Genomic DNA, 13,686 nt, shown 5'->3' with positions numbered 1-13,686 from the left:
CCGCCTTGGACGCTGACGCCGCCTTTCTGACCGGCCTTTGGTATTTCGCCATGCCCGCCCGCGAGCTCAAGCGCGGCGCCATGGTCACGCGCCAGATTGCAGGCCATCCGGTGGTGTTCTGGCGCGACGAGACAGGCCGGGCCTGCGCCATTCGCGATCTGTGCCCGCATCGCGGCGTGCCGCTGTCATGCGGGCGCCTGGAAGGCGGCGGGCGCGAGGTGGAGTGCCCCTATCATGGCTGGCGCTTCGGCGCCGACGGGGCGTGCACCGCCATTCCCTCCCTGACCGAAGACCAGACAGTCGATACCGGCAAGATCCGCGTGCGCCGCTATCCGGTGGCCGAACAGCAGGGCCTGATCTGGCTGTGGCTGTCGGATGCGCCTGTCGAGGGCCCGGCGCTGAACCCGGACGAGACCCCGGCGTTCGAGGCGCCGCTGGCGCCGGCCGCCGCGCCGGACGCCCGGCCCAGACTGGTTTTCTCCATGGATTTCGACTGCCATGTCGATCACGCCGTGATCGGTCTGATGGACCCGGCGCACGGGCCGTATGTGCATGGCTCGTGGTGGTGGCGCACGCGCAAATCCATGCACGAGAAGGCCAAGCGCTTCGGCCCGGTGGAGCGCGGCTTCTCCATGCTGGAGCATGCGCCTTCGAAGAATTCGTCCATCTACCGCCTGCTGGGCGGCCAGCCCACCACCGAGATCACCTTCACCCTGCCGGGCATCCGCACCGAGCTGATCCGCATCGGCGAGCGCCATGTGTGCGGCCTGACCGCCGTCACCCCCATGGACGCCAACACCACGCGCGTGACCCAGATCTTCTGGTGGGACTTGCCGGTGATGAGCGTGCTCAAGCCGTTCCTCATGCCCTTTGCGCGCGCCTTCCTCAAGCAGGACCGCGACATGGTCGAGCTGCAGCGCGAGGGACTCAAACACAATCCGCGCCTGATGCTGATCAATGACTCCGACACCCAGGCCAAATGGTATTTCCGCCTCAAACAGGCCTGGGCCGAGCAGGGCGCGGGTGGGCAATTCCGCCATCCGCTGACCAAGGAAGTCACGCTGCGCTGGCGCAGTTGAGCGGTTGCGTTGCACGCGCCCGGCTGGAAGGCTGGGGCGCATGACCCGTATTCTGCATATCAGCGATTTGCATTTCGGGGCGGAAGACCCGGCCCTGACCGATGCGCTGCTGGAAATCGCCGCGCACCTGAAGCCCGACGTCACAGCCGCGGCCGGTGACTTCACTCAATACGGCCGCCGGCGCGAGTTCGCCGCCGCAGCGGCGTTTTTCGACGCGCTGCCGGGCCCTGTGGTGGCCGCGCCGGGCAATCATGACACGCCCTATCTCGATGTGGTGGCGCGCGCCGTGCGGCCCTGGCGGCGCTTTGAAGCGGCGCTGGGCGGCGCGGTCCAGCCGGGCTGGCGCAATGAGGGCGTGGGGCTGGAGGCGCTGCACACCGCGCGCGGGCTGCAGGCGCGGCTGGACTGGTCGCTGGGCAAGGCCCGCACCAGCCATGTGCGTGAAGCGGCGCGCCGGCTCACCGATGTGGACGGGGTGCGCGTGGTGGCCTGTCACCATCCGCTGATTGCGCCCGGCGGCCCCAAGGGCCGCGCGCGCACCACAGGCGGCGCACGCGCTGCGCATCTGCTGGCTGAAAGCGGGGTGGATCTGGTGCTCACCGGCCATCTCCATCAGGTTTTCGCCTTGCCGCTGGAGCGTGAGGATGGCCGAGTCAGCTGGTTCATCGGCGCAGGCACGGCCCTGTCGCGCCGGGTGCGCGGCGAGCCTGCGGGATTCAACGTCATCGATATCGATCAGGACCGCGCCGTAATGCGCGCCTACGCGGCCGAGGGCGGCCGGTTCATTGAGAGCGACGTGCGCGAGCTCGGCTTCAGCCTTGCAGATACTCGGCCTTGAGATCGACGCTGGAGCGCTTTCCCACCGCATCAGAGCACTGATTGAGCCAGTGCGAGGCCGTCTCCCGGCCCAGATCGCGCAGCCGGGTGAGAAAGGACCAGCTGGTGTCGTATTTGGTCGAGGCCGGCCAGGCCTTGAGCGCCTCGTCAGCCTTGATGGAATGCACATTGATGGCCCGCAGGCGTTTGCGCTGCTCGCCGGTCACCGCCCCGGTTCCCAGCAGCTCCTGCACGAAGGCGATGGCGCGCAGCTCGGCCAGCAGGCTGGTGTTGAAGGTGATCTCGTTGACCCGGTCCATGATCTCTTCGGCCGAGCGCGGTGTGCCGGGCCGGTCCAGCGGATTGATATGGACGATCAGCAGATCGGCGGGCGTATCCTGGTAGAACAGCGGCCACAGGGCCGGATTGCCGGTGAAGCCGCCATCCCAGTAGGGCGCGCCGTCAATCTCCACTGCATGATGCAGGAAGGGCAGGGCGGCCGAGGCGCGCACCGCGTCCAGCGTGACCTCATCGCCTGAAAACACCCGCGCACGGCCCGTGATGACGCAAGTGGCGCACAGATAGAGCTTCAGGTCCGGGCAGGCGCGCACCGCCTCGAAATCGATCTGGCGTTTGAGGATATCGCCCAGCGGGTCATAGCCGAACGGGTTGAGATCATAGGGGCTGGTCAGCCGGGTGAAGGCGTCGATCCAGGGAAAGAAGCGGCCCCAGCCTGGCGCGCGGAACGGCGCTCCGGCGCGGCTGACCGCGTCCCAGAAACGCTCCAGCGCCTGGCGCGCGCCGTCCGCGCCGCCTTGCGTGCGGCCCATGGCCAAAGCGCAGGCATTCATGGCGCCGGCGCTGGTGGCGGTGATGGCGCGCGGCTCGATGCGCCCGTCTTCCAGCAGCCGGTCCAGAACGCCCCAGGTGAAGGCGCCATGGGCGCCGCCGCCCTGCAGGGCCAGCGACACCGGACGGGGAGCGGGAGAGGGTGAGGTCATGGCGCTATTTCGCCAGCCAGCCGCCTTCGACGGAGATGGAGGTGCCATTGGCGTTGGCGCCGTCATCGGAGACCAGATAGAGCAGCGCGCCCAGAAGCTGGTTGTATTCCACGAATTTCTTGGTGGGCTGGGCGTGGAGCATGACGTCGCGCACCACCTCCTCCTCGCTCATGCCGCGCTCGCGGGCGGTGTCGGCGATCTGGCTTTCCACCAGCGGGGTGCGCACATAGCCCGGATTGATGGCGTTGCAGGTCACGCCGTGCTCGGCGGTTTCCAGCGCGATGGTCTTGGTCAGGCCGATCACGCCGTGCTTGGCGGCCACATAGGCCGATTTATACGGCGAGGCGGCCAGCCCGTGGGCCGAGGCGATATTGACGATGCGCCCGCGCCCCTGCGCCTTCATCAGCGGCACGGCGTGGCGGCAGGCGTGGAACACGCTTGAAAGATTGATCGCCAGGATCGCGTCCCATTTCTCCGCCGGGAAATCCTCGATTTTCGCCACATGCTGGATGCCGGCATTGTTCACGAGGATGTCGAGGCGGCCCAGCTCGCGGTGCGCAAAGGCGATCAGATCGGCGATCTCGCCGGGCTTGAGCATGTTGGCGGAGTGGTAGAGCGCGCGCACATTGTAAGTGCTCTCAAGGCGTTTGCGCAGCGCCTCGATCTCGCTTGGCTTACCCAGCCCGTTGAGCACGATGTCGCAGCCATTGGCCGCCAGGCCTTCAGCCAGCGCTGCGCCGATTCCCGAGCTCGAGCCGGTGATGACGGCGGCCTGGCCGCTCAGATCAACGCGCACGGACGTCATGAAGGAGTCCTTCGGGAGCTGGATGGGATTGCTGCACTGCAAGACCATGCGGCGGCTGCAAGGTCAAGACCGGGCGCCGCCAGGCCGGCACAAACAGCGGGCGGCCCCATGGGAGCCGCCCGCCATTGTCTGCGATCCGGTCAGAAGGGCGGGCAGGGCTTACGCCTTGTCCGCGTCCTCGTCTTCGCTGGCCGGTTCGGCCTCCGGCCGGTCATCGTCCTGACCTTCCACACCCGATTCCAGAAGGGCGGCGGCCTGGGCTTCAGCCAGGGCGCGGTCCTCTTCGGCGGCCGCGGCGATCACGTCCTCACCCTTGGCCTGACGCTCGGCCTCGTCCTCGGTGCGCGCCACGTTGATGGTGACGCTCACGGTGACTTCGGCGTGCAGGACCAGACGCACATCGTGCAGGCCCAGCGTCTTGATCGGGGTGTTCAGGTCCACCATGCCGCGCGTCACGGTCAGCGCCTCGGACGAGACCGCATCGGCGATGTCGCGGGTGGAGACCGAGCCGTAGAGCTGGCCGCTCTCGGACGCCTGGCGGATCAGCACAAAGCTGGCGCCGTCCAGGTGAGAGCCGCTTTCGCGGGCCTTTTCGGCGCGCTCGGCGTTGAGTTTCTCCAGCACTTCGCGCTCACGCTCGAAGCGCTCCAGATTGGCGGCGGTGGCGCGCAGCGCCTTGCCCTGGGGCAGGAGGAAATTGCGCGCAAAGCCCGGCTTCACGGCGACCACGTCACCGATGGCGCCCAGCTTTTCAACACGCTCGAGAAGAACGACTTGCATGATCCTCGCCCTCCCTTAATCGACAGCGTAGGGCAGCAGGGCCAGCACGCGGGCGCGCTTGATCGCCCGGGCCAGTTCACGCTGCTTCTTGGCGGATACGGCGGTGATGCGCGCAGGCACGATCTTGCCGCGCTCGGACATGTAGCGCTGAAGCAGCTTCACGTCCTTGTAGTCTATCTTCGGCGCCGCTTCGCCGGAGAACGGGCACACCTTGCGGCGGCGCTGGAAGGCGCGGCGCGCAGGCACGTTGGAAACGGTCATGTCGGTCATGTCTGGTCCTCCTAGCGCCGGTCGCCGCGGTCACTGCGCTCGCCGCGCCCGCCGCCGTCACGGTCGCGGCGCTTGCGGTCATCGCCCTTGCGCAGAACGGCGCTGGGCTCGGCGTTGAGCTCGTCGACCTTCACGGTCATGTGGCGCATCACGTCGTCGGCATAGCGCTGGCGGTAATCGAGGGCTTCAAGCACCTCATTGCCCGCTTCCATGTCCAGATAGCCGTAATGACCCTTGCGGTTCTTGTTCAGGCGGTAGGCCAGCGTGCGCAGGCCCCAGTACTCGGTCTTGTTGACCTTGCCGCCCTTTTCCTCGACCAGGGCCTTGAGCTCCTCGATCGCGGATTCCACCTGCGCCGGCGACACGTCCGGACGCGCGATGAACACGTGTTCGTATTTCTGCATAAGACTTTCGTCCCTTCTGATGGGCTGCGGCGCGAGCGCGGTCCGAAGGGCCGGACCGTCCCGCGTCGGCTCCCGCTGACCCCGCCTCGCCACAAAGGGCAAGCCGGGCCATGGTCAGGGGACCGCAGCCGGTGAAGCGGGGCGTATACGGGAAAGCGGGTTGGGGAGCAAGCGGGAAAGGCGTCAGCGCCGCGTGTTCAGGCCAGCCCGATCTGCTCAGGGCTTGCCGGTTTTTTCACGGATCTGGGCGAACACCTCTTCATGACTAAAGGTTCGCCCCGCTTCAAAGTCGGCGATGCCGCGATCAATTTTGGCGCGCAGGCGTGCGAAAAACTCTTCCCCATCGACCACATTACCTTGCCGGACGTCTTCTTCGGCCTGTCTGATCTTGTCGCGCAGGAGCGCATCGTAAGCTCCAGCAGGAAGGTTCTGGGACGGGCCATTCGATGACATGAACATCCTCGCAATATCCGGCTGGCCTATCTCATAAGCCCATTCTAACACGCCCTGCGCCCCCCGCCCATCACTGACCCGCCTTGCCAGCGTCACGCCGCCCGGTCTATGCCGCTGGCTAACCATAATGCTGCAAGGGAGGACGCCGCTGATGGCGCTTGCATTCATATTTCCAGGACAGGGCAGCCAGGCTGTGGGCATGGGCCAGGCGCTCAGGGACGCCTTCCCGGCCGCCCGCGCCGTGTTCGAGGCGGTGGACGAGGCGCTGGGCCAGAACCTGTCCGGGCTGATGGCCGAAGGGCCGATGGAGACGCTGACCCTGACCGAGAACGCCCAGCCGGCGATCATGGCGGTGTCGGTGGCGGCCATGCGCGCCCTGAAGGCGGAGTTCGGCGTGGATGTCAGCGCGGCGCGCTTCGTGGCCGGTCACAGCCTGGGCGAATACTCCGCCCTGTGCGCAGCGGGCGCCCTGTCGCTGGAGGACGCGGCGCGGCTGCTCAAACTGCGCGGCCAGGCGATGCAGAAGGCCGTGCCGGTGGGCGAGGGGGCCATGGCCGCCCTCCTGGGCGCTGAACACGCCCAGGCCGAAGCTGCGGTCGCGGCGGGCGCTGCGGCGGGCGTGGTGACCATCGCCAATGACAACGCGCCCGGCCAGATCGTGATCTCCGGCGCCAAGGCGGCGGTGGAGGCCGCTCTTGAGGCGGCCAAGGCCGAGGGCGTGCGCAAGGCGATGCTGCTGCCGGTGTCGGCGCCGTTCCACTGCCCCCTGATGCAGCCCGCGGCCGATGCTATGGCCGAGGCGCTGAAGGACGCGCGCATCGCCGCGCCGTCGGTTCCGGTGGTGACCAATGTGTCGGCCGGACCGGTCAGCGATCCTGAAACCATCCGCGCCCAGCTGGTCGAGCAGGTCACCGGGCGGGTGCGCTGGCGCGAGAGCGTGGATGTCATGCATGGCCAGGGCGTCACGCGCTTTGCTGAAGCGGGCGCCAAGGTGCTGGTCACCATGCTGCGCCGTCACATAGCCGAGGCCGAGGGCGCCGCCCTGACCGGCCCGGCCGAGCTGGAGGCCTTCGCCGCCTCCCTGAAAGGATAGGCTGATGTTTGATCTCACAGGCAAGAACGCGCTGGTCACCGGCGCCACCGGCGGGCTGGGCTCTGAAATCGCCCGCGCCCTGCATGGCGCCGGCGCTGTAGTGACCCTGTCGGGCACGCGCGAAGAGAAATTGCAGGACCTGGCCGCCGAACTGGGTGAGCGCGTGCATGTGCAGGCGTGCAATCTCTCCGACGCCGAGGCGGTGGACGCCCTGCCCAAGCAGGCCGGCGAGGCCATGGGCTCGCTCGATATCCTGGTCTCCAACGCCGGGGTGACCCGCGACCAGCTGCTGATGCGCATGAAGGACGAGGACTGGGATACGGTCATCAAGGTCAATCTGGAGGCCCATTTCCGCCTGTGCCGCGCGGCGCTGCGGGGCATGATGAAACAGCGCTGGGGCCGCATTATCGGCATCACCTCGGTGGTGGGCGTGACCGGCAATGCCGGCCAGACCAATTACGCCGCCTCCAAGGCGGGCATGATCGGCTTCACCAAATCGCTGGCCATGGAAGTCGCCTCGCGCGGCGTGACGGCCAATTGCGTGGCGCCGGGCTTCATCGAATCGCCGATGACCGATGCGCTCACCGACGCCCAGAAAGAGGCGATCCTGACCACCATTCCCGCCGGCCAGCTGGGCAAGGGCGCCGATATCGCGGCGGCGTGCGTCTATCTCGCCAGCGCCCAAGCGGCCTATGTCACAGGCCAGACGCTGCATGTGAACGGCGGCATGGCGATGATCTGACGCCTGTTGGCGGGGCGCACGGGCGGCTTGCCATCGCGCCCCCCTCTGGCGTAGGTCAGATGAGGCGTGCTATGGCCACGCCTCTGCCGGACGGTCCCGACACCGGGTCCGGTCCGGCGCAAGGCATCACTTGGTGCGGGACCCGCCGGGTCGCCCGCAGGATTACAAAAAGGGTCCGACATGTCTGACGTTTTTGAACGCGTTAAGAAAATCGTGGTCGAGCATCTCGACGTTGAAGAAGACAAGGTCGTTGAGAAAGCGGCCTTCATCGATGATCTTGGCGCGGACTCTCTCGACAATGTCGAGCTCGTGATGGCGTTCGAGGAAGAGTTCGACGTGGAGATTCCCGACGACGCCGCCGAAACCATCCAGACGGTGGGCGACGCGGTGAAGTTCATCTCCGAAAAGCTCGGCAAATAGGCCGGACCGGCTCTCGCGAATGTCCAGGCGCCGCGTTGTCGTCACAGGTCTCGGCCTCGTAACTCCTCTGGGTTGCGGGGTCGGGCATGTCTGGTCCCGGCTGACAGCCGGGCATTCGGGCCTGGCCCGGATCGGGCACTTTGACGTGTCCGATCTGTCCAGCCAGGTGGCCGGGATCGTGCCGCGCGCCGATGGCCGTGCGGGCGGATCGCCGGACATGGCCGGCGTGTTTGATCCCGATGCGGTGCTGCCCGCCCGCGAACAGAAGCGCATTGACGACTTCATCCTCTACGGCATCGCCGCAGCGGACGAAGCGCTCAAATCCTCCGGCTGGGAGCCCGCCGATGACGCCGCGCGCGAACGCGCTGGCGTGCTGATCGGGTCGGGAATTGGCGGTCTGGAGACCATTTACGAGGCCTCCATCACCCTGCACGAGCGCGGGCCGCGCAAGCTCTCGCCGTTCGTGATCCCGGCCATGCTGATCAATCTGGTCTCCGGCCATGTCTCGATCCGCAACGGCCTCAAAGGCCCCAACCATGCCGTGGTCACCGCCTGCTCCACCGGCGCCCACGCCATTGGCGACGCGGCCCGGCTGATCGCCTATGGCGATGCGGACATGATGGTGGCCGGCGGCGCCGAAAGCGCGATCACGCGCCTGGGTTATGCCGGTTTCGGCGCGGCGCGCGCCCTGTCCACCGGCTTCAACGACACGCCCCAGAAAGCGTCCCGTCCCTGGGACAAGGACCGCGACGGCTTCGTCATGGGCGAAGGCGCCGGGGTGGTCGTCCTGGAAGAATACGAGGCGGCCAAGGCCCGCGGCGCGACGATCTACGCCGAAGTGGCCGGCTATGGCCTGTCGGGCGACGCCTATCACATCACCGCCCCGTCCGAGGACGGCGATGGCGGTTTCCGCGCCATGCGCGCGGCGCTGGCCAGCGCCGGCATGGCGCCGGGTGATATCGGCTATGTGAACGCCCACGGCACCTCCACGCCCAAGGGCGACGAGATCGAGCTGGGCGCGGTGGAGCGCCTGTTCGGCCCGGCCGCCAGTGATCTGGTGATGAGCTCGACCAAATCGTCGGTGGGGCACCTGCTGGGCGCGGCGGGCGCGGTGGAGGCGATCTTCTCCATCCTGGCCATGCGTGACGGGATTTGCCCGCCCACGCTCAATCTCGACAATCCTTCGGTGGACAGCGTGATCAATCTCGCCCCCCACAAGGCGGTCAGCAAATCGCTCGACGCCGTGCTGTCCAATTCCTTTGGGTTTGGCGGCACCAACGCCTCGGTCGTGTTCAAGCGGGCCTGACGGCTCCTGGAGGCCGGCTCATGGGCAAGGCGCCCACACGTTCAGACAAGCCCCGGTCCGGCCTTGTGGCGCGCCTGCTGCTATGGCTCGCCGCCGGGCTTGTGGCCGCCGCCCTGATCGCGGCGGGGGCGGGCTATGCCGGCTGGGTCTGGCTCAATCAGCAATTCACCGCCGCCGGACCCGCCGCCGAGGACACGGTGGTGATGCTGCCGCGCGGTTCGGGCCTGATCGCCATCGCCAGCCAGCTGGAACGCGAGGGCGTGATCGAGGATGCGCGCCTGTTCCGCGTCATGGTGCAGATCGACCAGGGCGAGCGGTCCTTGCGGGCGGGCGAGTACCGCATCCCGCAGGCCGCCTCCATGCAGGACATCTACGCCCTCTTGCGCTCGGGCCGCACGCTCATGCACGCCGTCACCGCCGCTGAAGGGCTGACCACCGCCATGATCGTGCGCGTGGTGGAGGCCTCTGACGTGCTCACCGGCGAGATCACCCGCATTCCGGCTGAAGGCGCGCTTCTGCCCGAGACCTATATGGTTGACCGGGGCACGCCGCGTCAGGAGGTCATCGACCGGATGGAGGCCGCCCAGCGCAGCTTGCTGGAACAGGCCTGGCCCAACCGGGCGGACGATCTGCCGTTCTCCACGCCGGAAGAAGCGATCATCATCGCCTCCATCGTGGAGAAGGAGACCGGTGTGGCCGAGGAGCGCCCGCTGGTGGCCTCGGTGTTCGTCAACCGGCTGCGCCGGGGCATGCGCCTGCAGAGCGATCCCACGATCATTTACGGGATCACCCAGGGCGAACCGCTGGGCCGGGGCATCAGGCGGTCCGAGCTCGATAACGCCAACAACCCGTACAACACCTATCAGATCAACGGGCTGACCCCGACGCCCATCGCCAATCCGGGCCGCGCGTCCATCCTGGCCGTGCTCAATCCGCCCGACACCAATTATCTGTTCTTCGTGGCTGACGGCACGGGCGGGCACGCCTTCTCGGCCACCTATGCCGAGCACAACCGCCATGTGGCGGTATGGCGGCGCATCGAGCGCGAGCGCGCCCAGGGCGGACGGCGATGAGCGCGAAACCCCTGTCGGGCATGACCGGCTTTGGCCGCGGCGCCAGTGAAGGCGTTTTCGGATCGGTCATCGCCGAGGCGCGCTCGGTCAATGGCAAGGGGCTGGATGTCCGCCTGCGCCTGCCGGCGGGACTGGATGCGCTGGAAATCCCCTTGCGCGAGGCGGTCCGGGCGCGCTTCCAGCGCGGCTCGGTGACGTTGACCCTGACCTGGAACCGCGAGGCGGCTGAAGCCGCCGTGCGCATCGATGAAGCGCGCCTTGACGCCTATGCCCGCGCCGCCCGCGTGCTGAGCGATCAGGGCCTGGCCGCTCAGGCCAGCGCCGGCGAGCTGATGGCGCTCAAGGGCGTGATCCTGTCTGACGACGCCGAGACCGTGTCTGACGAGACGCTTGAAGCGCTCAATGCGGCGGCGCTGGCCGCCGCTGACGCGGCGCTCGCCGCTCTGCAGGGCGCGCGTGAAGCCGAGGGCGCCGCCATGGGCGCGGTGCTGAGCGGCCATCTCGACGAGATCGGGACACTCACCCGGGACGCCGCCGGGCTGGACGCCGCCTCGCCTGAAGCGATCAAGGCGCGCCTGGAAGCCAAGTTCAACGAGCTTCTGCCCTCCGGCCTCGAGCCCGAGCGCCTGGCCCAGGAAGCGGCGATGATGGCGGTGAAGGCCGATATCCGCGAGGAGCTGGACCGGCTGGCCGCCCATGTGACCGAGGCGCGCACGCTCCTCAAAGCGGGCAGCCCGTGCGGGCGCAAGCTCGATTTCCTGTCCCAGGAGTTCAACCGCGAAGCCAATACGCTGTGCTCTAAATCGTCAGATCCGGCGCTGACGCGCATCGGGCTGGCGCTCAAGGCCGCCGTGGACCGCCTGCGCGAGCAGGTGCAGAATGTGGAGTAGGCCATGAGCGGCGATCACCTGTCCGGACCGGCCTTCCGCGGCCAGCGGCGCGGGCTGATGCTGGTCTTGTCCAGCCCCTCGGGCGCGGGCAAGACCACGCTGTCCCAGCGCCTGATCGCCCAGAACCCCGATCTGGTGCTGTCAGTCTCGGCCACCACCCGCACGCCCCGCCCCGGCGAGCAGGACGGGCGCGATTACTTCTTCACCCAAGAAGAGCGCTTTCTCGAACAGGCCTTCGACGGCCAGTTCTATGAGTGGGCCAAGGTGTTCGACCATTATTACGGCACCCCCAAGGGGCCGGTGGAAGAAGCCCTGGACGAGGGCCGCGACGTGGTCTTCGACATTGACTGGCAGGGCGCGCGCAAGCTCACCGAGCAGGCGCCCGACGACGTGGTGCGCGTGTTCATCCTGCCGCCCTCGCTCAAGCTCTTGCGCGACCGGCTGAAAAAGCGCGCCCAGGACACTGACGAGATCATCAATGGCCGCATGGAGCGCGCCAAATCGGAAATCGCTCACTGGGGCGAGTACGATTATGTGGTGGTCAATGACGACTTCGCCCTGGCGCTGGAAAAGCTCAACCAGATCCTCCACGCCGAACGCCTGCGCCGCACCCGCCATCCCTGGCTGGACGGTTTCGTCGACGCCCTGATGGAAGAGTAGGGGCTGTCTCTTTCCGGCCCCGTTTACTGGACAGGTGGAGGACGCGAAGCGTCACACGGAAGCCCAAGCTTCGTTTCAAACCCTTGCGCCGGGCCTGGCTGCCGCATCCCCCTTTTATCGTGAAATCCGGGCGTCACCCCAGGATTCCCTCGCGCGCTGCGATTTGCGCCACCCAGGCGCTGGCGCCCGCCGGGTTTTCCATGGGGGCCAGATGGCTGACGCCCTCAAGCGTCTCCAGCCGGGCGCCGCGCTGTTTGAGCCCTGACGGATTAAGGACTGTGGAGCCGTTGGCCGCCTGCAGCACGTGAAGGCGCTGCCCGGCCTTGCGCGCGGCGGCCATCAGGTTATGGCGGTTGGCTTCGAAATTGGCGCCCTCCCAGGCCGGATCGCAGGCCAGGCGCACGCCGTCTGGCGTGTCGACGAGCCCGTCCTGGAGATAATCCTCCAGCACGCCCGGCGCCCAGCTCTCGAAGGGTGGTTTGGCGCGGTAGCGGTCCATGACCGCCTTCCGGTCCGGCCAGCCATTGCTGCGCCGGCGTGCGCGTTCGCCCAGGCCCACACGGCGACGGAAGAGCGGCCAGAGGGGCGAATAGGCGGCCAGATACACCGCTGGAGGAAGCACGACCGGCTCGATCAGGGCGAGCGGCGGGGGATTGTCCATGGCGCCAGCGGCCAGAAGCAGGCTCGCAGCGCCCATGGAATGGCCGGCGAGCAGATCCGGCTTGCGGTCGAGGGCGCCCATCAGCGCGGTCAGGTCGCGCGCGAAAATAGTCCAGCCATGATGGCTGGCCGGGTCTGTGGGCAGTGTGGTGCGGCCATGGCCGCGCAAATCCGCCGCCACGATGTCGAACCGGCCGGCCAGCGGCGTCAGCATGGCTTTCAGGCTCATGGCGTTAAAGCCATTGCCGTGGGCGGCCAGCAGGCGCGGGCGCCCGGGCGCTGGCCAGGTCAGAAGCGCGATGTCGCCCTGGGTCAGGGCGATGGTCTGGCGCACGGGATCGGTCATGGCGTTTGGCGGGCTTTCTGGCGTGCGGGAGATCACAAACTGGCGAGTTTGCGGCTCAGGGCAAGGCCGGCGCGCGGCTGCGCCCTATGTTTATGTGCACATGAACAGACACACAGGAGCCCCCCATGCGCCTGATCGCCGTCTTGATGGCCCTTATCCTGTCCGGCGCCGCCATGGCTGAGGATGATCTGCACGCGCCCTGGGACCGGCTTCTGGACGCCTATGTGACGCCCGGCGCCGACGGGGTGGACCGGTTTGATTATGACGCCCTGCGAGGCGATGAGGCCGGCAGGGCGGCGCTGGAGGCCTATATCGCCGCGCTGGAGGCCCAGCCGGTTGGTTCGCTCGCGCGCGATGAGCAATTTGCGCTGTGGGCCAATCTCTACAACGCCGTGACCGTGCGCCTGATCGTAGAGGAGAGCCCGTCGCGCTCCATCCTGCAGATTCGCCCCACCCTGTTCTCCATCGGCCCGTGGCGGGCCGAACGCGTGACGGTGGAGGGCCGCGCGCTGTCGCTCGATGATATCGAGCACGGCATTATGCGTCCGCAATTCGAGGCGGCGCTGGTGCATTACGCGGTCAATTGCGCCTCTATCGGATGCCCCAATATCCGCAACCGGGCCTGGCGGGCGGACACGCTGGCGCAGGATCTGGACGCCGCGGCGCGCGCCTATGTCAATCATCCGCGCGGGGTCAGCGTAACGCAGCGCGGCCTGGTCATTTCACGGATCTACAAATGGTATGAAGAGGATTTCGGCGGTGATGACGCAGGCGTCATCGCGCACCTGCTTCGTTACGCCGAGCCGGAGCTGGCCGAGGCGATCTCGGCCAGGCCCCGCATCGTGCGCCACGCCTATGACTGGTCGCTCAACCGGCCGGACTGAGCCT

The 13,686-nt window shown here is 67.6% G+C and carries 17 protein-coding genes; 10 read left to right on the top strand and 7 right to left on the bottom strand.

The window, feature by feature from the left end; genetic code table 11:
- Nucleotides 1-5 precede the first annotated feature (5 nt).
- Together F1654_RS02890 and F1654_RS02885 are read left to right on the top strand one after the other, a co-directional pair.
- Complete coding sequence (locus tag F1654_RS02890; protein ID WP_233205084.1) at nucleotides 6-1,079, top strand: aromatic ring-hydroxylating oxygenase subunit alpha; 1,074 nt, start codon at nucleotides 6-8, stop codon at nucleotides 1,077-1,079.
- 40 nt (nucleotides 1,080-1,119) lie between these two features.
- Complete coding sequence (locus tag F1654_RS02885; protein ID WP_150021989.1) at nucleotides 1,120-1,917, top strand: metallophosphoesterase family protein; 798 nt, start codon at nucleotides 1,120-1,122, stop codon at nucleotides 1,915-1,917.
- Here the strand turns inward: F1654_RS02885 and F1654_RS02880 are convergent.
- The 6 genes from F1654_RS02880 to F1654_RS13985 all read right to left on the bottom strand — a co-directional run bounded on the left by F1654_RS02880 (nucleotide 1,892) and on the right by F1654_RS13985 (nucleotide 5,614).
- Nucleotides 1,892-2,896, bottom strand: a complete 1,005-nt coding sequence (locus F1654_RS02880; RefSeq protein WP_150021988.1) for a patatin-like phospholipase family protein — start codon at nucleotides 2,894-2,896, stop codon at nucleotides 1,892-1,894. The genes F1654_RS02885 and F1654_RS02880 overlap by 26 nt on opposite strands.
- A 4-nt stretch (nucleotides 2,897-2,900) precedes the next feature.
- Entirely contained in the window at nucleotides 2,901-3,701 is an 801-nt protein-coding gene (locus F1654_RS02875; protein WP_150021987.1) for a 3-hydroxybutyrate dehydrogenase, read from the bottom strand.
- 159 nt (nucleotides 3,702-3,860) lie between these two features.
- Nucleotides 3,861-4,481, bottom strand: a complete 621-nt coding sequence (rplI, locus tag F1654_RS02870; protein ID WP_150021986.1) for a 50S ribosomal protein L9 — start codon at nucleotides 4,479-4,481, stop codon at nucleotides 3,861-3,863.
- 15 nt (nucleotides 4,482-4,496) lie between these two features.
- Nucleotides 4,497-4,742 carry a 30S ribosomal protein S18 gene (rpsR, locus tag F1654_RS02865; RefSeq protein ID WP_408628080.1) on the bottom strand — a complete coding sequence of 82 codons (246 nt, stop codon included), beginning with the start codon at nucleotides 4,740-4,742 and terminating at the stop codon, nucleotides 4,497-4,499.
- Between the two features lie 20 nt (nucleotides 4,743-4,762).
- Complete coding sequence (gene rpsF, locus F1654_RS02860) at nucleotides 4,763-5,155, bottom strand: 30S ribosomal protein S6 (RefSeq protein ID WP_150021984.1); 393 nt, start codon at nucleotides 5,153-5,155, stop codon at nucleotides 4,763-4,765.
- 216 nt (nucleotides 5,156-5,371) lie between these two features.
- Entirely contained in the window at nucleotides 5,372-5,614 is a 243-nt protein-coding gene (locus tag F1654_RS13985; protein ID WP_150021983.1) for a hypothetical protein, read from the bottom strand.
- A gap of 145 nt (nucleotides 5,615-5,759) precedes the next feature.
- On the opposite strand from F1654_RS13985, the gene fabD reads away from it, so the two are divergent.
- From fabD to gmk, 7 genes are all read left to right on the top strand, one after another.
- Nucleotides 5,760-6,701 carry an ACP S-malonyltransferase gene (gene fabD, locus F1654_RS02850; RefSeq protein WP_150021982.1) on the top strand — a complete coding sequence of 314 codons (942 nt, stop codon included), beginning with the start codon at nucleotides 5,760-5,762 and terminating at the stop codon, nucleotides 6,699-6,701.
- A 4-nt stretch (nucleotides 6,702-6,705) separates the two neighbouring features.
- Complete coding sequence (gene fabG, locus F1654_RS02845; protein ID WP_150021981.1) at nucleotides 6,706-7,443, top strand: 3-oxoacyl-[acyl-carrier-protein] reductase; 738 nt, start codon at nucleotides 6,706-6,708, stop codon at nucleotides 7,441-7,443.
- Between the two features lie 180 nt (nucleotides 7,444-7,623).
- The gene (locus tag F1654_RS02840; protein WP_150021980.1) at nucleotides 7,624-7,863 is read left to right on the top strand and encodes an acyl carrier protein; all 240 of its coding nucleotides are present in this window, start codon (nucleotides 7,624-7,626) and stop codon (nucleotides 7,861-7,863) included.
- A 19-nt stretch (nucleotides 7,864-7,882) separates the two neighbouring features.
- Nucleotides 7,883-9,169 carry a beta-ketoacyl-ACP synthase II gene (gene fabF / locus F1654_RS02835; protein ID WP_150021979.1) on the top strand — a complete coding sequence of 429 codons (1,287 nt, stop codon included), beginning with the start codon at nucleotides 7,883-7,885 and terminating at the stop codon, nucleotides 9,167-9,169.
- A 20-nt stretch (nucleotides 9,170-9,189) separates the two neighbouring features.
- Nucleotides 9,190-10,242, top strand: a complete 1,053-nt coding sequence (gene mltG, locus F1654_RS02830) for an endolytic transglycosylase MltG (RefSeq protein ID WP_150021978.1) — start codon at nucleotides 9,190-9,192, stop codon at nucleotides 10,240-10,242.
- Nucleotides 10,239-11,132: a YicC/YloC family endoribonuclease gene (locus tag F1654_RS02825; protein WP_150021977.1), complete on the top strand. Its 894-nt coding sequence runs from the start codon at nucleotides 10,239-10,241 to the stop codon at nucleotides 11,130-11,132. The genes mltG and F1654_RS02825 overlap by 4 nt, the downstream gene beginning before the upstream one ends.
- Nucleotides 11,133-11,135: 3 nt before the next feature.
- Nucleotides 11,136-11,792 (top strand): guanylate kinase, encoded by a 657-nt coding sequence (gene gmk, locus F1654_RS02820; RefSeq protein WP_150021976.1) that lies wholly within the window; start codon nucleotides 11,136-11,138, stop codon nucleotides 11,790-11,792.
- Nucleotides 11,793-11,925: 133 nt separating this feature from the next.
- Here gmk and F1654_RS02815 read toward each other — a convergent pair whose 3' ends face one another.
- Nucleotides 11,926-12,798, bottom strand: coding sequence for an alpha/beta fold hydrolase (locus F1654_RS02815; protein ID WP_150021975.1), 873 nt, complete (start codon nucleotides 12,796-12,798; stop codon nucleotides 11,926-11,928).
- A gap of 125 nt (nucleotides 12,799-12,923) precedes the next feature.
- Between F1654_RS02815 and F1654_RS02810 the strand changes: the two genes are divergently transcribed.
- Complete coding sequence (locus tag F1654_RS02810; protein ID WP_150021974.1) at nucleotides 12,924-13,682, top strand: DUF547 domain-containing protein; 759 nt, start codon at nucleotides 12,924-12,926, stop codon at nucleotides 13,680-13,682.
- Nucleotides 13,683-13,686 lie beyond the last annotated feature (4 nt).

Origin of the sequence: Alkalicaulis satelles (assembly GCF_008630495.1) — a bacterium.
GTDB classification, from domain to species: Bacteria; Pseudomonadota; Alphaproteobacteria; order Caulobacterales; family Maricaulaceae; genus Oceanicaulis; species Oceanicaulis satelles.
The sequence above is the reverse complement of the archived record's forward strand: the minus strand, read 5'-3'. Positions and strand labels throughout refer to the sequence as shown.